Below are 16338 nucleotides of genomic sequence, written 5' to 3'. Positions count from 1 at the left end.
TCCTAGTAGGTAGTATCTTCATCTAAATTACATAACGAGAACTTCATTTGGGAGTGGAGCAGTTAGCGAAAGCTAACTGCTTTTTATAAATTAACTATTTTGTTTAAATTTACCTTAATTTATATCGTTTTTTCTTAACGTTCAAATTAATAATCGTATAATATAATTAAAATATTTGTATGAGAGGTGATTATTATGAAATGGAAACAAAAATACAATCCAAAGTATCTCTTTTACCGCATGTATAGTTATATTTATAAAGCCCTTGATGATATATCATGGTCCTTAAAATAATTTAGATTGTAATGAGTACACATTTTCTGTGTGCTCTTTTCACATTTCCATAAAATAACGCTTTGGTTATAAAATTTTAGATTTATCCATTTCCTCAAACTGTTTAATTAATAAAGATTCAATCTCATCTGAAATCGCTTCTCCATAATCAACCATTTCTAACACCGAGTATCCTCCTGTTCTAAACTCATGAGGATCATAACCCTTTGACTCAATCCATTCTTCTACCTCTTCACTCAACTTTTTGGATTGTTGTGCCATTAAGTTAATTCTTTGTAGCTTTTTAATTACGCTTTTAGGTATTTTCATTAATTACACCTACTTTTCTATAAAATTCAAATTTGGTCTTACTTCACGCCTGTAGATCCGAACCCGCCTTTTCCTCTCTCACTAACCGATAGCTCGTCTACCTCAACAAAATGAGCTGTTTCCACTGGTGCTATGACACCTTGAGCAATACGAGTACCTCTTTCAATTACATGAGCTTGCATACTTGCCTCTTTAGGAACTTCAATGTTATCAACTAGAACACCAATCTCTCCTCTAAAACCACTATCTATAGTTCCAAGCACCACTCGTAACTTTTTATTACGCGTCATACCGCTACGCGGGCGTACCTGCAATTCATATCCTGGCGGAATCTCGAAAGTTAATCCGGTTTGTACAACTTTTGTTTCGCCTGGCCAGATAATCGTGTCTTCTGCTGCTACAAGATCAAAGCCACTATCACCTGGTTTCGCATATTTAGGTAACTCCACATCTTTCACTCGCTTAATTTTCACTCTCAATTTCATTTGTTCCGCTCCTTATAAGTAACTTTTCAATTTCTCTTTCTGTTTCTTCAACACTTCTAAGGAAAGCTTTGTCTTTTGCTTCTCGTTATTCAATCCAACCAAGTGATATTCCATCTTACGAATCTCACTTTCTACTGCATTAAGTTCACTTTGCACCTGCACCGCAGTTTCTTTTTTCATTACTTACCTCCCTTTGCATCGCTAATTAATTTAGTAATTTCATAAACGCTATTCTCCATCGCTTGCATTACTCTTCATCTCCCTTCAATAGTTTCTTTAGTTCCTCATATGACCCCTCATATAAATCACGGCCATCCGGTAATTTAAATACATACCTATCAATCAGTCGTTCTATTAACCTGTCTTGCTCGTTCATGTTGCCTCCTAGCTGATTTGTTTCTTCTCATACTTACGTGGCGGCTTTGTCGCTGCTTCGTATGGATCCATCTTCCTTTTAACTCTCTGGTAAAAGGTCTTATTACTAATCCCATTCGATTCAGCTAAAGGAATGTACTTTTCGAATCCTTTTGGCGTAGTAGCTGCTTCGTATGGCGTCATGCCGTTACGTTTTCTTCTATAAAAGGTAGATTCACTAACCCCATTTTTCTCAGCTAATTTCAGTAATTTTTTATTCTTTTCATTTCCTTCCCAGCTCGTACCGACTGGTGTCGTTATAGCGCGTTCTAAACTCCAATCCAGCTCTTTCATTCGTTGGTCTACATACTTCTTATTAACACCAATTTCAGCAGCCTTTGCATAATCTTTTAATGTTGGCTTCCCCATTTGCTCCCTCCTAATCCAGTGACATAATTTCGTCTCGTGTACGATTAGAAATAATTACCCTAATCTTCTGAACACCTTTACCATGTTCTTTCACCGTCATGCTCCATGCTTCGTCTTCTGTTTCAACATCGAACCAGTCTATTTTTTGTCGCTCGTCCTGGTCATAAAAGTGAACTTCATACGTTATGACGTTATGCTGTAAGAACCTATCAGCCGTACTTGTTGCCGTATAATCAAAACTGCCGACTACATCCTCCAGCGTTAGTTGTTTCATGCCCCTAACCCCATTGGACGAGATTTGATTTTATTCTTATCGGCCTGATCCATAATCAATGCTGCAATTTCTAATTGGTGTCTTCCTAACTCTTTTGCGATTTCATGGATTCCTTTGTCTTCCTTCCACATTTCTTGTAATCGAATTACTTCGCTTTCATCAAATACCAGGTCCAACTCTTCTAGAGCGATATATAAGTTACGACGCGATTTCTTCATGTACTTTCCCCGCTGCAATGCCATTGTGTAATTTTCCTTTTCCAAATCCGTTCCAAGTCTTGGCATCCCATTTCCCCTCCAGTTGTAATTGATGAATTTCTCTTAGTTCCGACATAACGGCATGACGCTTTCTATCCACTTCTTCTGGACGGCGATTCCCTGCTTCGCAAATACATGGTGCGAATTGATACATACCCATTCCAATGTCGTTCTGAATTACTCCCGTTCCGTTACATGCACACATTTTATTTCCCCCTTAGAATGGTAGTGCTTTCCTTCTGTAATCCTTTGTATCTTTGAAAACTAGCGCCCTAAATTTATTGAAGATACGTGATACAATCCGCTCATCATATGCACCCTCTAAACGCTCTCCTGTAAGGTTCGTTGTGAAGATAGTAGATTTACCTTGCCTTCCATCGAAAACATCGAATAACACCCTATTAATGAAGTTTGTTGCTTTGGTATTGGCATCTAATGCACCTAGCTCTGCTCCTAAATCATCGACTATTAATACTTCCGCTCTTACTAAGCTTCGTATAATCGCATCCTCAGTTAAGGAAGAATCTTTATTGAACGTGCTTTTAATCTTTCGTAGCAATTCGCCCACTGTGACAAAGACAACTGACTTCCCTGCTCCTGCGAGTCGATCCGCTATAGCGTAAGCAAGATGTGTTTTTCCAGCTCCACAATTTCCGGCCATAATCGTGTTAAACACTTTTCCGTTGAGATAATCCATTGCGATAACCTTTGCAAGTTCAAGGTTCTTTGCTCCTTCATCGCTAGTAGGTTGGTAGTTATCAAAGTTCGCTTTCTTAATATTGCTATCGGCAATCATGCTTTGCTGGTGGAACATGAATTTCTTCTCGTTTGCTTTATCCGCATCATATTTTGCTTGCTCTTGCTGCTGAAGCTTCTTACTTTCGTTTTCTAGGAAGCATCGAGGGCAAACAACTTGTCCACCGAACTTCATCTTATTCATGCCATGCGTATCACACACATCAGAATCCATATTCATATTCACCTTTTTGGCTATATCTGTTGGTATTGCTGACGCCGCTCTTTGCATTGTTTTTCGCTCCTTTTTTAGGTTGTTGGTTTAAATATTCCTCAAATTTAGTTCCAAATAATGTTGATGGTCTTAAATATTGGTTATACTCTTCATCTGTTAACCAGTGAGAAGCCTTAATTTCTATTACTTTTTTAAAGTCATCTACATTAAAACCTTGATTAAATCTTGCTTTAATTAGGTCTTTTGTTTTTTTAGTAGATGAGCGATAGGATGTAGAGCATGTGTCGTTGAGATAGGTAACTATCTCGACAATATATTTATTAATATCTTTATCTCTTTCTAGTTCTAATTCTTTTTCTTCTTCTTTGTCCGTTTCATTTGCGTTACCACCTTCGTTACCTGTAACGTTACATCCGTTACCACCTTCGTTTAGAAGATTAAGCTTTTTTCGTTCACGATACGCCGCTACTCGTTTTTTAGTGTCTTCACGAATCTTATCCAATCCATTTAAACTCTGATGTTTTCCCCAATTCGAGACGCTAATAAACTGATTACTATCAACTTCAATCATTCCAAACTGTTTAAAAGTTTGTAGGGCAAGGCGAACAACTGCTATTGGTCTATTAAAGATTGTCGCCAACATATCTTCGGTGTATGGAATATTTTCATTTAAAAAAATGTAACCATTGGCATTAGTTTTCCCAGCTTGAGCAAGCAATTTAATCCAGATAATTAGCAATGTATCTGCTTCTGGCATACTTTCAATCAATCGAATCTTTTCATCTTCAAACATATTAGTAGTTAACTTAATCCATTTAACATCTGCCATTTAGTTCACCTTCTTCATCCAGCATTCGTAACTTACATAATCATCCATGCCTGTAAACCTTATTTTGTCTTTCCCTTTAAATTTGCCATCGTGATAGAATGTTCTCTCCACTCTATATACCTTTTTAATAGGAGTGATATAGTCATAGCCCCGTTTTTCTAAATCACGAACTGCCTTCAACATTTCTATCATTGTTCCGCGTCTTACTGGTATCTTAAACATCACACACTCTGCCTTTCGCATACCGCTATGTCGCCCTGAATTTTAGTTATTTTATATCCTGGATAGCGATTGGGAGTAATGTATTCAATTGCCTTCTCTTTCACTTCTTGTTCGTTTTTTGCGCCCTTCCTCACCCACGCCGGAAGGACGACTTTCGATTGATTTTTATCTAACATAGGTTTTTCACTCCTTAGTTTGTTTGCTCTACCTCTTCAACCTTTTCTTTAGCCTCAGCGATTTCTTTTTCAGCTTGCTTAACCCATTTCGTTGATTTTTTAAGTACCTCTTCAGCTTGCTTTAACGTTAATTCAGGAACTTTCTTAATGCTTAAATGCCCTTTAATAGTGTCTTCATCCACTTTTCGAAGAGTAGCCAACTTTTTAATGTTTAATTTGATTGCACCAACTTGTTGAGCAGTAATCATTTCTTCTTGTACTTCCGGTAGGTCTTCACCCGCATAGATATATAATCCCAATCCGTGAAGCGCTATTGCCTTTACTAAGCAACGTTGAATACTAGTGTTAATATCAAAGCTATTAGGCTCTGCAATTGGTTTATTTTGATTGTTAAGTATCGGGTGGATCTGGCTTAGTGGTAATCCTTGTACAGTTACTTCAACCTCTACAAAATAACCACAATCCGTTTTAAGATAAGGCGCTCCATCGAATCGCTTTACTTCCCATGTTGCTGTTGGATCTACTTCACGAAGTTTTTTAACAGCCCAAGCCCATGATAAGTAATTAAAGCGGCCTTTCTTTTCAACATGTCCCGAGCAATCTATTTGGGCTAACTTAGAAAAGTAATTTTCAGTTGTCATATGAATCTCCCTCTCTTTTAAAATGGTGCTACTTCTGTTTGTTTACTAGCTTCATACACTTCATTAAGTACCTGTAACCCGTATTCATAAGCCACAACCACTGATACAGCATTAGGCTCTTTACTTTTCTTATATCGTTCAACTAAACTCTTCATAATTTGAATTTCAGCTTCAATCTTGTTTTGTAGGCACATATCATTCACCTGCTACTTTCTCTGTAGAATAAGACTTTACATTACCTTTATTTGAAATCTCATAATGACCTTCGTAACCAGTAATTGGTTTCCATTGTTCTTTCATTCTCCAGCCACCATCTTTCTTGCGTGCCTTTCTAAAAATCCTGAGGAGCACTCCTCACAAATGAGTGATCCTTCGAATTTGTAATAAGTCTTCCCAAAGTACAGCTCACCATCACAGTCTTCGCAGTAATCCATGAAGTCTCTAGCTGATGAATCGTGATAATTTCCATAAGTAATTGGATTTTCAATCATTTCCATATTCCTCCTTTCTTACTAAGAGAAACAAAATATGTTATAATGTAGGTACGGATATTTATTTTGTTTCTCTAAAACCGTCCTATTGGTGGGGGCGGTTTTTTATTTCTCAACTAAATAAACAGAATTTTCAATTTTTAATCTGTCATTTCCATTGAGTTATTGATAAAATAGAATCAACCTGTTGAAACACCCTTATTGGATACCTGTGCCTCCCCGTACAGGTATTTTTAATGCCAGTTTTTAACTAGCAGATGCATTGTTCTTACCCTTTCTGATGCTTCGCGCATAGGGATATCCAGGAACCTTTCAATAAGGTGGGGGATATCATTATATTTCCGAATATTCCAACAATATAAAACTTACCTATGTTCATAAATTCGTAAAATCTTTATATAAAAATTAAATGAAATATGTGTTAAACTTATTACATTCCAAGAAGTCCTTTACTTTTAGAATCGACAATTCTTCAATACCCTTAGTCTTGCCCTGCAACCCCTGCAGGGCTTTTATCATTTAGCTAGAGTTATAAACTCCTTATGCATTTCCTCAACTTTATCTGCGCTGTTATGTATTCCTCTAGCTCTTAAATTTTTTATGATCCATAAAATTTTCTTTCTTTCGTATTCATCCCACTGCTGTTTACTCATCGTCTTACCACCTTATTTATCTATTACTCTTCTGATTTGGTATAATGTTCCTTGAAAGGGGACATATATATGACAGCTAATATTATTCAAATTATTTCTATTATCATAACAACTGTTATCTCAATTATTTCAGTAGTCATTGCGGTAAAATCACTACAAACTACTCGAAAATCTATTGAAGAATCTAATAGACCATATGTTGTGGTTTATCGAGATTACATTCAAGTTTCATCTACCATTATGGAATACCTAGTAATTAAAAACTTTGGAAAAACCGGTGCAATTATAGAATCTTTAGTTTTTGAACCTCGCTATTACGATTCTCGTAACAAACCGCTATTCCAAAATTTAGAACATACTTTTATTGCTCCGGGACAATCTATAACGACAGTAGTTTCATCCAATGCTTTTAAAAGTGAGCGTGAAGGAGTAACAGTTGCAACCATCAAATATAAAGACACTATTCAGTCGTATACTGAAAAAATAAATCTAAATGAAGCGTTAATGCACGATATTACTTTTGCAAAAACTAACCCTTCAAAATCTCAATCTATCGAAACAGTTATTTCAAAAACTGCTGAAGAATTACTTAGAAGAAACCTTTAGAATTTTCGCTTGTTCCTCAAGAAATGATTCAAAGTTTTCTAATACAATCCGAGCTTCACCAAAATTCAAATCATGTTCAGCAAGTACGCTAACAATGTCTTCCCTCACTTGCTGAATTTTTTCTTTTTTTAATATCCCGCTGTACATTATTACGTCCATATTCATTCCCCTTCCACCCTTATAAACCGTCTGTCTATCCAATCCATTAGACGAATGAATCCGAAAAGTAAAATGAATAGAACCAGAATCATTAAATGTGAAAATGTGCTTTCTTCCATCATTTACACCGCCTCCTGTTCCTGTTCTTTCTTCAGTCGATCTATGATGTAGGCTTGCCCTTTTGGTGTTACGTATGTTGTTGTCCATGTGAAAGGCTCTCCACTTGGTTTCTGCTTAACACCTTGTGCAATTTCGAAGTATCCTTTTTCAACAGCTGCTTGAGTCGGTTCAGTGGATCGCTTGAACATTAAGTTCCATTCTCTAAGTTTTGCGAATAACTGACGTTGCCCAATTTTGATATTATGTTTAGCCGCTAACTTAGCAACTTCACTCACTTTTAGTGATTTATCTGATTGCATACATGCTTCTGCGAAAACTACTAACGGCTGTTGCTGTACGATTTGTTGTTGTGCTACTGCAAGTTTTTCTCTCTCTTCTTTTAATTTAATGAGAAGACCAATCATGAAGTCCGGATCAGTTACCGCTTTTTCTAACGCTTGTTCTGTCATGTACGCTCCATGTTTGCGGATTGTTGGGAGAACCTCTTCGAATACCCATTTTTCAAATTGTTCCGCTTGTGGAAGTTTTGATTTAACGATTAAGCGATATAAATTGGATTCATTAATGAACTTTTTTCTTTGTTTTCCACTATTAGTAGGGACTATCGTTTCGTTCACCCCTTCAGATTTACAATGATCTTTAATTGCTTTGTGTGGATTTGAATAACCTAAAGCTTTAGCGACATTTGTTGCCGGAAAGTATTCTTTTCCATCTTTAATAAGAATTCCTAAGTTTCCGAACATACTGTGTGAGAATTTTTTGAGTTCATCCATTTGGTTTACTCCCCTTCATTTTATAAACCTTAGGTTTACTTTAATTGTTAAAAAAAAGTTCTTTAGGATTTTCCTCAAGAGCTATTGCGATTTTTAGCGCTAAATCTATTTTTAATGTTCTTTTGTTGTTCTCGATATACCAGTAGTGCATTTTAGTGATTCCGACTTTATTGGCAACGTCTTGGCAAGACATTCCTTTTTCTAGTCGTTTTTGTTTTAACTGATGCAAGTTATTTCCTCCCTTCGTTGCCTGTAATTTCATTATAAGTAAACCTAAGGTTTATTTCAAGTGATTTTTCAAAAAAACTATACTGATTTTCAACTTGTGGTAAACACTATGTTTACTTTATACTTTATTTATCGCAAACACTTTATAAAAGGGGGCGCTAATATTGATTGGGGAAAAGATTAAAGAACTTAGGAAAAATAACAAGATAACGCAAGAGCAACTTGGTAATGCTATTGGTGTATCTAAAATGGCTATTTCTTATTTTGAAAAGGGAAAAAAGTCACCTGGGCGAGAATCCTTAGAAAAAATAGCTGATTATTTTAATGTAACTACAGATTATTTGTTAGGAAGATCGGAAGATCCTGAATTGAGCGAAGAAGAAAACAAGATTGTTACTGAAGAAGGTAAGAACATAATGGCTTTAATTGAAAGTCTTCCAGAAGAAGAGCGAAAGAAAGCCTGGGAACAATTAGAGATGTATGTTACTTATATGCAAAATAAAAAGAATGGCTAATCAAAGAAGACTACTTTACATGACAGTCTTCTTTTTTATGTATTTGGCTTTTCCTATAAGATTCATCTAGACATATTTTAAAAATATCTTCTGCTTTAATCGGAGCCCCGTGTTTCAAACTCAATTTTACTGCTTCCCTAACTAATTGCTCTTTTTTCATATCTACTTCCCCCAATATCCTCTTTAAATATATAGACGTTCAGAAAAAGGTCAGTTTTGTTGTTTGGGTCAAAATGTTTCCATTTCCTTTAGAGCAGAAATGACACTATCAATTGGATAGTGTCATTTTTTATATTTACATAAATCAATATCCATCCGGATCAATCATGTATAGAGTTGTTCTTTATTATATAATTACTTCCTTTTTAAAAATTTCTCGTTCAATAAATTCGAAGAATCCTGGTGGCTCTTCATCTAACATTTTATAGGCTTTTTCAACGATTACCATCTTTAATTCTTGCATTAAATCTTCTCTTTCTTTAAAAATAGTTTGTTGAACATGTTTCAATATTTTTAACTCTAACTGATCGATAATAGCTTGTACCTCTGCTTGCTTTTGAATATTTTCTACGGACATAAACATCTCTCTCCTTTATATTTAATTATCCTTTAGAAGCATGTCTCCATCTTATAACTCATTTATTTTAATGCTCTTTCATTACAGCGAATCCTTTAGCTGTTTTAATGTTTTTTTGACCCAGTAACCTACGTTTTGTTCTGTTTCTCCCAATATTTCAGCAATCTGCCTATTTGTAAGCATCTTTTCATAACGGTAGTAGAGAATCATTCGTTGCTTATCCGTCAATGCACGCATCGCTTTATCCAATTTCTCGTTTTCTACAGGAATAACATTTCCTTTCCCCACTCCTTCAATAACAACTGTCTCAGGTCTTTCTGCTTCGCAATCTTGCAAACTGCCAATTGTTTCAATTGCAGAAAAATCTCCTTCTAAAGCATTCTTATCAAAAATTAGCATTTGTTTTTTATTTCTGTTTCTCTGTCTCTTATCGAAATCAATAGCACGTCCACGTATTAAAACAGAGCAATACCTCAGAACACGATTTATTCTATAAAATTCTTTTGATGTTTGATTAAGTAAATTGATGTTTTTTTGAGAAGGGTTTTTAAAAGCTTCTTTCATTATTTCTTCATGCTTTTTATCTTTTAAAAACTCTTGAATAATGGGGTTTTCTAATATTAAGGGTAGTTTCTTTCGTATTTCCTGTATGTACTCTAATTGCTTTTTCTCTTCGTCGTGATGATAGTTATTATCGGAATTTGAGTGAGTATGTTTCCCCATAAAAAAACCTCCTTTTTTCCATAAATTATATAAATATAAGAAAAAAATAAAAATAAATAAGAACAAGTGTTCTAATTATCTCCCAAATTAGTGCGAAAATCTAGTACTTTTTACAAAATAAAACAATGTTTATTTTGTAAATTCTTTTTAGTTTTTTGATACTTCTTTCTCTAATAAAAGTGAGGAGGTGTCTATATGCAAAGTACACAAGCTGATACTAAAATAAACGATGGAATAGACTTCATAAATGCTAAAAAGTATTGGGCAAACGGTCACTATGGACAAGATACAGTTATTGCTGTAATTGACACAGGTTGTGACATTAACCATGAAGAGTTAAAAGACAACATTATCGGTACATTCAATTTTACAGATGATGATAACGGTAAAATTAGTATAGCGACGGACTATACAGGACACGGTACACATGTATCTGGAATTATAGCGGCTACTAATAAGAAACATTCTATCGGTATAGCTCCAAAGGCAAAGCTTTTAGTTATTAAAGCCATTGGAAATACAAGTATTTCAACTCATAAACACTTAATTAAAGCTATTCGCTTTGCAACTGCTTGGAGAGGCAAAAATGGTGAAAGAGTAGATATAATGAATCTCTCTTTAGGCACAAAAAGTGATGTTCCAGAGTTAAGAAAGGCAGTTGATGAGGCATTACAAGAAAATATATTTGTAGTAGTTGCTGCTGGGAACTACGGAGATGGATCAGAACTAACGGATGAAATCCTTTATCCTGGATACTACGAGGAAGTTATTCAAGTTGGTGCTGTCGGAAAGAACCTTATTCCCACACATATGAGCAATACAAACCCGAATATTGATTTTTTAAGTCTTGGAGAGTCCGTTTACTCAACCTACCCTCAAAATAACTATATAAGGCTCACAGGTACATCAGTTGCAACGCCACACATCACAGGAGCAATCTCTTTAATCCTTTCCTATTTCAAAGCAAAGCATTTGCCATTTTCCCAAAACATTATTTATCAATATCTTCTTTCACACTCTTTTTTATTAAAAGGTTACACCAATAAAACCCAAGGAAATGGAGTTCTGAAACTATAAGGAGGTGCTAAGCTATGACCCCATTTGAAATGTTTAGCGCATCAATAGGCAATTTTGGATTTCCTATCGTGATTTCTATTTATCTTTTAATTAGGTTCGAAAAAAGGATTGAGGTATTAACGATTGCAATTAACGAATTAAAGCAAGTCGCAGAAAAAGACAAATAAAAAAGCATCAGTCATTTTGACTGGTGCTTTTAGATAATTAAACTCCAAAGAATAAAATTGCAACTACATTATAAACAATTGGTACTAAGAACATTACAATATTAAGAATAATTCCCCATAAAGACCATGTATCTTTGTTCATTCGATAACCTACAAACCCTATTATTGCACCAATTGGAGCAATAATAAAAGGCATAATAATAGGCAATCCCTGTATTTTTTCTAAAGGTACTAATCCAGTTAAGAAATTTATTACAAGTGCTGCTAAAATTACTGCAATAGCTATTGAAATTCCACCTAAAATACTGCTTTTTCCTTGTTTTTTTAATTCTACGTTGCCATTTGTCATTTTTAATTCCTCCACTTCATTATTCAAAGAACAGAAAATATAATTTCATACTGTAATAAATTACAATATTTAAGAAGACGATCAATGCTAGCGCATATACTGGATTAAACATCTCGATTCCAAACGTACCATAAAAGAAGAATAATAATGCCAAGAGGCCCATATTCGACCAACAAGTTATATAGCCTACTTTATACTTAATCATTTGATCCCTTTCGTCTTCTTCCTCTTCCTTTAACCACTTTTTACCCTTTTTAATTTGTATTGCATTAACTATTGTTAATACGATCCAAAAAATTGTGATTAATGGTAAGAACCACGATAATATTCCCGGCTCTCCAGCCTCCATTTTCCATATATTAAAAGTGGCTTCCATCAATAAAATACTAATTACTATTTTAATTAAAAAATTGTAAAGGTAATTCAATCCTTCTTCACCTCTGTAAATATGTCCTCAACTGCGCAATTAAAGGTTTTAGCTATTCTCATGGCTAAACCAACACTAGGCTCATACTTTTCTCTTTCAAGAGAAGCTATCGTTATTCTTTTTGTACCTACCCTTTCAGCTAACTCTGTTTGAGTTAAACCCGCATTTTCCCTATGTTCTTTTACCTTATTTGTGGTATAAATTTTCATTTCATTCAGTACCCCTCATTCCAATTAGAATAGCTGAATGTATAGTATTCTATACTTTCTGTGTATAGAATACTATACATTGGTTAGATATGTAAAGGGAATAATTGAAAATTACCACAAAAAAAGGCAAACCCCTAATGGGTTCACCTTTTTATCTTTCTTATTTAAATGGGTTACAAGGTTGTTTACGGAACCAAAGGCTAATTGTAATCGCCCACTCAGAACCTGCCTTTACATGTGGAGCTAAGCAATTCTGAAGGTTTTTATCACAAGAGCAAGCAAAATATCCACGTGAACTGTAGCAACCATCATGTGTTTTACAACAAGCATCTACTTTAGAAATTGGAGCTTTTGGACCTGAACATCCTGGGCCACACCAGTTTCCATAGATACACGGTAATTGACTAACAACTTCTTCGCGCTCGGTATCCATTTCTGGTAGTTCACGATTTTCTAAACCTTTAAGTTCTTCTAAAAATTCGTCGTCAATTTCTGTTTCAAGCGTTTGGATTACTTCGTCTTCGATAATGTCATATCCTTTAAGAAACTTTTTACCTTCTTTTTCAACAATAACACTACCTGAAACCAATTCTTCATTATCAAGTTTTGTATAAATCACTTTAATTGTATCTTCCATGTTACCTAAAATAACTACTTGAATCGAGACATCACCTTGTTCAAATTTAAATCCTTTACGATTATTAAGATCATAAGCACCAACGAATTGAGTCATTTTTTGAACCATTTGCTTTGCAGCAACCGTATTAATTTGAGCATTATCCAATAAAGTTTCTTGCTCTTCTATTGATAAAGTTTGTAATTGTGCCATTAACAAACCACTCCTTAATATTATTTTGGAGGCAGTACCTGGATTCGAACCAGGAACAAGCGAAGCATGTGTCTTTCAAAAGACTTACTGCCCTAATATAAAGATGGCAGCCGGATTCGAACCGGCGATAAAGGTTTTGCAGACCTTTGCCTTACCTCTTGGCTATGCCATCATGTTAAGATTTCGTTGCCTTACATTTGTAATAGAGAGGTGAGTCCCTAAAAACTAAAAAGAAATTTAAAATTTTTTATTTTTTGAATGGCAGCAGCTAAATTTACATCAGCAATTAAAGCTTTGGGACATTTGCCTTACCTCTTCCTACGCCAACATTTCAGTATTTCATTGCCTTACGTTTGTAATAGAGGAGTAAGTCCACAAAAATTAAAAAGAGTGTAAAAAAAAAAGAAATTCGCACCTCATAGGTACGAATTTCTTTTTTACTTTTAGAAACTGTAAGAACTCTACATTAAGTCAATTTCTTCATCACGTTCACCCACACTCTCTTTATGCCTTCATATTTAATAGGCTTGTAAGTTATACGAAATTTAACACAGAAAAAATTTATATTTCTTTTTACTTTTTTAAATCTTATTTCTCTATTACTTACGAGAAGAAAAAAGCGGAGGTATTGATTATGAAGAAAAATTATGGAGTTACTGTCTTTACTATGCCCCACTGTCCGGCTTGTATAAATTTAAAGAAATGGCTTATTAAAGAGAATATTACCTTTACTGAAAAAGATATCATTAAGGATTTAAAGGCTCAAAAAGAATTTGAAGACCTAAGCTTAAAATATACTCCAACCATTTTTATTGAGGATGGCGAAGAAACCCATAAGTTTATTGGAGCGCCCATTAAAGAACTTGAAAAAATTTTACTATCAGAATCTAATTCAAAATAAATGAGGTTACAATCATGGATATTATTGAAGAAAAAGTTAAGAAATATAATCAAGTTAAAATTGATTTAATGAAAATTGCCCAATGTATCGATTGTTGCAATGAAGATGAAAGAGAAATTTATCAAGACATTGCTCTAAACTACTCAAAACACCTTAAATGTATACAGGAATCAATCGAGAAAATCTATGGTATAGATCTTTGTAATTGTTGCACTCTACCAAAAGAATAAGTAAAATTATTCCTATTTTATAGAGGCTAATTTTTCACATATTTTCACCATTCTTACCAATGAGAGCTACGGCTCTCTTTTTTCTTTTTTTATTTCCAAAATATAAAAATATAAAAATATAAAAATATAAAAATATAAAAATATAAAATTAATAATTTGCTATCATTGTGTGAAAATCTTACATTTATCAACAAATTATTATTGTATTTTCAATTTTAAGAATGTAAAATATTTCAATGTAAATACATACCATTTAGGGAGATGGAGAAAGTTATGAAAAAACTATTAGCTTCAGCAACAGCGGTCACATTATTAACAGTAGGGTACAGTTCTGCTGCATTTGCAGCCAAGAGTCCTAATGATACAAAAAACTGTGGACATTTTAAAAATCAACAAGAGGCTCAAGCGTTCTGGGATCAAAATGGATATGGTGTTGGAAATGATCCAAATCGTTTAGACAATGATAAAGATGGTATTCCATGTGAAGATTATAAGTATCCAACAAACACAAATACTACAACAGACAATAAAGAGACTACTAAGCCTCAAGAACAAACTAAGCAGGAAAATACACAACAAAACAGTCAAGCAACAAACAATAAACAAGAGCAGACTAAACAAACAGCTGTAAAGGCTGAAACAAAAAAACAAGGTGAAAAATTACCTAATACAGCATCAAACGGCGTTACAATGATGCTTGCAAGTGCTGCTTTAGTATTAATAGGTTCAATTCTTGTGTTCCGTCGTAAAAAAACGAATGCATAAACTAATACCTAAAAACGGCAGGAATATTCCTGTCGTTTTTAATGTGGAGTGATAAGCTTGAAAAAACTTGATTGGTTGGGAGTTTTACTAATTACTATAGGCTCTTTTGCCTTTGTTTATTACTTTATAGATTGGTATGATGCAAGAAAAACTGTTGAAGCCTTAACCAGTACTGAAATTCAACAATATCAAAATATACAACCTGCCACTAAAGATGAAAAAGATGTCAACAATGAATCAAACAAAGAACAATCTCAACATACTATACCAAATCAAGAATCTAATCTTACAAACACTAGTGAACCAATACCAGAATCACAAAAACAGATCCCAGCTTCTCAAGTTCAGCATCAAATGGGAGAACAAATCGCCTATATGGTTATACCGAAAATTAAACAGAAATATCAAGTTTACTGGGGCGCTGATACCAAAACTTTAAAAAAAGGGGTAGGAATGTTTGTTAGTGATATTACGACTACTCCTTCTGGTAATGGACATACTGTTTTAAGTGGACATCGTGATACGGTATTTACTAAATTAGGAGATTTACAAGAAAATGACTATATTTTATTTGAGTATGATAGAAGAGTATACATTTATCAAATTCAAAAACACTGGATTACAGATGCAAATGATCGTACTGTAATCGTTGCAAAAGATAAACCAACATTAACACTAACTACATGTTATCCATTTAACTATATTGGGGATGCACCTGAACGATACATCATTGAAGCATCTTTAGTTGCTATTAATTGAGAGTGAGAGCTATTGCTCTCTTTTTTTATCCACAATTTCTAGTACAATTGAAGTAATTAAGAAACATATAGAGTAACGTGTCCGATCTTAACAGCTGATGAAAATACATCCGGGAGTTGAAATGCAGTCGAATCTAAAATACGAATACGCTTGAAAACAGAAGTGTATGGAGAAGAAATCGGCATAGATGCGACCAATTTCTTTGCTTAGTAGTTCGGCTAGTAGGGTGTTGTAAAAGTTGGACGGCCGCCTTATTAAACCGTTGATTCAGTCCCTCAGGACTGATGAGTACTTCTGTTGATGCTTCTAAACAGCTAGATAATTGAGTTAAAGAAGTCATAGCTACATTTTGGCTCACCCATACACATAAAGCTACTAAATCTTTTGCTTGATACTTACTAGTTCGTTGTACAAAACCAACATCTCTGGCAAGATTCTGTAAGGTATTTGGAGATAAAAAACTTTGAATCTCTTGAGCAAATAGTTGTAATTCGTCAGACACAGAAACAGACATAAAAAACGCCATCCTTTCCTATGATT

35 protein-coding genes, 1 tRNA gene and 1 pseudogene are annotated in these 16338 nt (G+C 34.4%); 8 read left to right on the top strand and 29 right to left on the bottom strand.

The genetic code is table 11. From position 1 onward, the window contains the following. Positions 1-360: 360 nt before the first annotated feature. The 17 genes from DN390_RS26755 to DN390_RS30875 form a co-directional block, all read right to left on the bottom strand. The gene (locus tag DN390_RS26755) at positions 361-603 is read right to left on the bottom strand and encodes a hypothetical protein (RefSeq protein ID WP_147808938.1); all 243 of its coding nucleotides are present in this window, start codon (positions 601-603) and stop codon (positions 361-363) included. Positions 604-641: 38 nt separating this feature from the next. Further along, positions 642-1088, bottom strand: coding sequence for a dUTP diphosphatase (gene dut / locus DN390_RS26750; RefSeq protein WP_147808937.1), 447 nt, complete (start codon positions 1086-1088; stop codon positions 642-644). A 12-nt stretch (positions 1089-1100) separates the two neighbouring features. Then, on the bottom strand, positions 1101-1268 hold the full coding sequence (locus DN390_RS30890) for a hypothetical protein (RefSeq protein ID WP_179955791.1): 168 nt from the start codon (positions 1266-1268) through the stop codon (positions 1101-1103). A 67-nt stretch (positions 1269-1335) separates the two neighbouring features. Continuing rightward, positions 1336-1464, bottom strand: a complete 129-nt coding sequence (gene fbpA, locus DN390_RS26745; protein WP_147808936.1) for a Fur-regulated basic protein FbpA — start codon at positions 1462-1464, stop codon at positions 1336-1338. Between the two features lie 8 nt (positions 1465-1472). After that, positions 1473-1871: a hypothetical protein gene (locus DN390_RS26740; RefSeq protein ID WP_147808935.1), complete on the bottom strand. Its 399-nt coding sequence runs from the start codon at positions 1869-1871 to the stop codon at positions 1473-1475. A gap of 10 nt (positions 1872-1881) precedes the next feature. After that, positions 1882-2145 (bottom strand): hypothetical protein, encoded by a 264-nt coding sequence (locus DN390_RS26735; protein ID WP_147808934.1) that lies wholly within the window; start codon positions 2143-2145, stop codon positions 1882-1884. Then, entirely contained in the window at positions 2142-2387 is a 246-nt protein-coding gene (locus DN390_RS26730; RefSeq protein WP_050541556.1) for a hypothetical protein, read from the bottom strand. Before DN390_RS26730 ends, DN390_RS26735 begins: the two co-directional genes overlap by 4 nt. Next, a complete protein-coding gene (locus DN390_RS26725; RefSeq protein WP_147808933.1) occupies positions 2344-2607 on the bottom strand; it encodes a hypothetical protein in 264 nt (87 codons plus the stop codon). The genes DN390_RS26730 and DN390_RS26725 overlap by 44 nt, the downstream gene beginning before the upstream one ends. A gap of 12 nt (positions 2608-2619) precedes the next feature. After that, entirely contained in the window at positions 2620-3378 is a 759-nt protein-coding gene (locus tag DN390_RS26720) for an ATP-binding protein (RefSeq protein ID WP_147808940.1), read from the bottom strand. After that, complete coding sequence (locus DN390_RS26715; protein ID WP_147808932.1) at positions 3362-4201, bottom strand: phage replisome organizer N-terminal domain-containing protein; 840 nt, start codon at positions 4199-4201, stop codon at positions 3362-3364. Before DN390_RS26715 ends, DN390_RS26720 begins: the two co-directional genes overlap by 17 nt. Further along, entirely contained in the window at positions 4202-4423 is a 222-nt protein-coding gene (locus DN390_RS26710; RefSeq protein ID WP_147808931.1) for a hypothetical protein, read from the bottom strand. It lies immediately after the preceding gene. Further along, complete coding sequence (locus DN390_RS30885; RefSeq protein WP_179955789.1) at positions 4423-4599, bottom strand: hypothetical protein; 177 nt, start codon at positions 4597-4599, stop codon at positions 4423-4425. Before DN390_RS30885 ends, DN390_RS26710 begins: the two co-directional genes overlap by 1 nt. Positions 4600-4613: 14 nt before the next feature. Beyond that, positions 4614-5240 (bottom strand): Sak single strand annealing protein, encoded by a 627-nt coding sequence (locus DN390_RS26705; protein WP_147808930.1) that lies wholly within the window; start codon positions 5238-5240, stop codon positions 4614-4616. A 17-nt stretch (positions 5241-5257) separates the two neighbouring features. Continuing rightward, positions 5258-5434: a hypothetical protein gene (locus DN390_RS30880; protein ID WP_179955788.1), complete on the bottom strand. Its 177-nt coding sequence runs from the start codon at positions 5432-5434 to the stop codon at positions 5258-5260. Between the two features lies 1 nt (position 5435). Further along, positions 5436-5540, bottom strand: coding sequence for an NUMOD4 domain-containing protein (locus tag DN390_RS26700; RefSeq protein WP_098668870.1), 105 nt, complete (start codon positions 5538-5540; stop codon positions 5436-5438). Next, entirely contained in the window at positions 5537-5731 is a 195-nt protein-coding gene (locus DN390_RS26695; protein WP_147808929.1) for a hypothetical protein, read from the bottom strand. The genes DN390_RS26700 and DN390_RS26695 overlap by 4 nt, the downstream gene beginning before the upstream one ends. A 515-nt stretch (positions 5732-6246) precedes the next feature. Then, on the bottom strand, positions 6247-6384 hold the full coding sequence (locus tag DN390_RS30875; protein WP_179955787.1) for a hypothetical protein: 138 nt from the start codon (positions 6382-6384) through the stop codon (positions 6247-6249). 69 nt (positions 6385-6453) lie between these two features. On the opposite strand from DN390_RS30875, the gene DN390_RS26690 reads away from it, so the two are divergent. Further along, complete coding sequence (locus tag DN390_RS26690) at positions 6454-6990, top strand: hypothetical protein (protein WP_147808928.1); 537 nt, start codon at positions 6454-6456, stop codon at positions 6988-6990. Here DN390_RS26690 and DN390_RS26685 read toward each other — a convergent pair. The 3 genes from DN390_RS26685 to DN390_RS26675 form a co-directional block, all read right to left on the bottom strand. Next, positions 6970-7149: a hypothetical protein gene (locus DN390_RS26685; protein WP_255444218.1), complete on the bottom strand. Its 180-nt coding sequence runs from the start codon at positions 7147-7149 to the stop codon at positions 6970-6972. The genes DN390_RS26690 and DN390_RS26685 overlap by 21 nt on opposite strands. A 122-nt stretch (positions 7150-7271) precedes the next feature. Then, a complete protein-coding gene (locus DN390_RS26680; protein WP_147808926.1) occupies positions 7272-8042 on the bottom strand; it encodes a phage antirepressor KilAC domain-containing protein in 771 nt (256 codons plus the stop codon). A 40-nt stretch (positions 8043-8082) separates the two neighbouring features. Further along, positions 8083-8304 carry a helix-turn-helix transcriptional regulator gene (locus tag DN390_RS26675; protein WP_006097390.1) on the bottom strand — a complete coding sequence of 74 codons (222 nt, stop codon included), beginning with the start codon at positions 8302-8304 and terminating at the stop codon, positions 8083-8085. Positions 8305-8434: 130 nt separating this feature from the next. Here DN390_RS26675 and DN390_RS26670 point away from each other — a divergent pair, with 130 nt between their 5' ends. Beyond that, positions 8435-8785 carry a helix-turn-helix domain-containing protein gene (locus DN390_RS26670; protein ID WP_001985764.1) on the top strand — a complete coding sequence of 117 codons (351 nt, stop codon included), beginning with the start codon at positions 8435-8437 and terminating at the stop codon, positions 8783-8785. Positions 8786-8795: 10 nt separating this feature from the next. Here DN390_RS26670 and DN390_RS30870 read toward each other — a convergent pair whose 3' ends face one another. The 3 genes from DN390_RS30870 to DN390_RS26660 form a co-directional block, all read right to left on the bottom strand. Further along, entirely contained in the window at positions 8796-8945 is a 150-nt protein-coding gene (locus tag DN390_RS30870) for a hypothetical protein (protein WP_179955786.1), read from the bottom strand. 186 nt (positions 8946-9131) lie between these two features. Continuing rightward, positions 9132-9362, bottom strand: coding sequence for a hypothetical protein (locus DN390_RS26665; protein ID WP_000110136.1), 231 nt, complete (start codon positions 9360-9362; stop codon positions 9132-9134). Between the two features lie 81 nt (positions 9363-9443). Then, complete coding sequence (locus DN390_RS26660) at positions 9444-10085, bottom strand: sigma-70 family RNA polymerase sigma factor (protein WP_001985679.1); 642 nt, start codon at positions 10083-10085, stop codon at positions 9444-9446. A gap of 195 nt (positions 10086-10280) precedes the next feature. On the opposite strand from DN390_RS26660, the gene DN390_RS26655 reads away from it, so the two are divergent. Further along, positions 10281-11162: a S8 family peptidase gene (locus tag DN390_RS26655; protein WP_147808925.1), complete on the top strand. Its 882-nt coding sequence runs from the start codon at positions 10281-10283 to the stop codon at positions 11160-11162. Positions 11163-11176: 14 nt separating this feature from the next. After that, positions 11177-11329: a YvrJ family protein gene (locus DN390_RS26650; RefSeq protein WP_000187390.1), complete on the top strand. Its 153-nt coding sequence runs from the start codon at positions 11177-11179 to the stop codon at positions 11327-11329. Between the two features lie 37 nt (positions 11330-11366). Here the strand turns inward: DN390_RS26650 and DN390_RS26645 are convergent, their stop codons facing one another. The 5 genes from DN390_RS26645 to DN390_RS26625 all read right to left on the bottom strand — a co-directional run bounded on the left by DN390_RS26645 (position 11367) and on the right by DN390_RS26625 (position 13315). After that, positions 11367-11678, bottom strand: coding sequence for a hypothetical protein (locus DN390_RS26645; RefSeq protein WP_147808924.1), 312 nt, complete (start codon positions 11676-11678; stop codon positions 11367-11369). Between the two features lie 19 nt (positions 11679-11697). Continuing rightward, positions 11698-12105 carry a hypothetical protein gene (locus DN390_RS26640; RefSeq protein ID WP_063222594.1) on the bottom strand — a complete coding sequence of 136 codons (408 nt, stop codon included), beginning with the start codon at positions 12103-12105 and terminating at the stop codon, positions 11698-11700. After that, a complete protein-coding gene (locus DN390_RS26635; RefSeq protein ID WP_147808923.1) occupies positions 12102-12314 on the bottom strand; it encodes a helix-turn-helix transcriptional regulator in 213 nt (70 codons plus the stop codon). Before DN390_RS26635 ends, DN390_RS26640 begins: the two co-directional genes overlap by 4 nt. Before the next feature lie 160 nt (positions 12315-12474). After that, on the bottom strand, positions 12475-13143 hold the full coding sequence (locus DN390_RS26630) for a phospholipase A2 family protein (RefSeq protein ID WP_074603308.1): 669 nt from the start codon (positions 13141-13143) through the stop codon (positions 12475-12477). A gap of 101 nt (positions 13144-13244) precedes the next feature. Beyond that, a tRNA-Cys gene (locus tag DN390_RS26625) sits at positions 13245-13315 on the bottom strand. A 462-nt stretch (positions 13316-13777) separates the two neighbouring features. Between DN390_RS26625 and DN390_RS26620 the strand changes: the two genes are divergently transcribed. The 4 genes from DN390_RS26620 (at position 13778) to DN390_RS26605 (ending at position 15798) form a co-directional block, all read left to right on the top strand. Then, positions 13778-14044, top strand: coding sequence for a glutaredoxin family protein (locus DN390_RS26620; protein WP_179955785.1), 267 nt, complete (start codon positions 13778-13780; stop codon positions 14042-14044). A 14-nt stretch (positions 14045-14058) separates the two neighbouring features. Continuing rightward, positions 14059-14274: a hypothetical protein gene (locus DN390_RS26615; protein WP_147808922.1), complete on the top strand. Its 216-nt coding sequence runs from the start codon at positions 14059-14061 to the stop codon at positions 14272-14274. A 273-nt stretch (positions 14275-14547) separates the two neighbouring features. Beyond that, positions 14548-15039 (top strand): excalibur calcium-binding domain-containing protein, encoded by a 492-nt coding sequence (locus DN390_RS26610; protein WP_147808921.1) that lies wholly within the window; start codon positions 14548-14550, stop codon positions 15037-15039. Positions 15040-15096: 57 nt separating this feature from the next. After that, positions 15097-15798, top strand: a complete 702-nt coding sequence (locus DN390_RS26605; RefSeq protein ID WP_147808920.1) for a class D sortase — start codon at positions 15097-15099, stop codon at positions 15796-15798. Between the two features lie 95 nt (positions 15799-15893). Here DN390_RS26605 and DN390_RS26600 read toward each other — a convergent pair. Further along, a pseudogene (locus DN390_RS26600) lies at positions 15894-16312 on the bottom strand (IS4 family transposase); the annotation flags it as partial. Between the last annotated feature and the right edge of the window lie 26 nt (positions 16313-16338).

Origin of the sequence: Bacillus sp. SH7-1 (assembly GCF_008042405.1) — a bacterium.
Lineage (GTDB): Bacteria > Bacillota > Bacilli > Bacillales > Bacillaceae_G > Bacillus_A > Bacillus_A thuringiensis_N.
The sequence above is the reverse complement of the archived record's forward strand: the minus strand, read 5'-3'. Positions and strand labels throughout refer to the sequence as shown.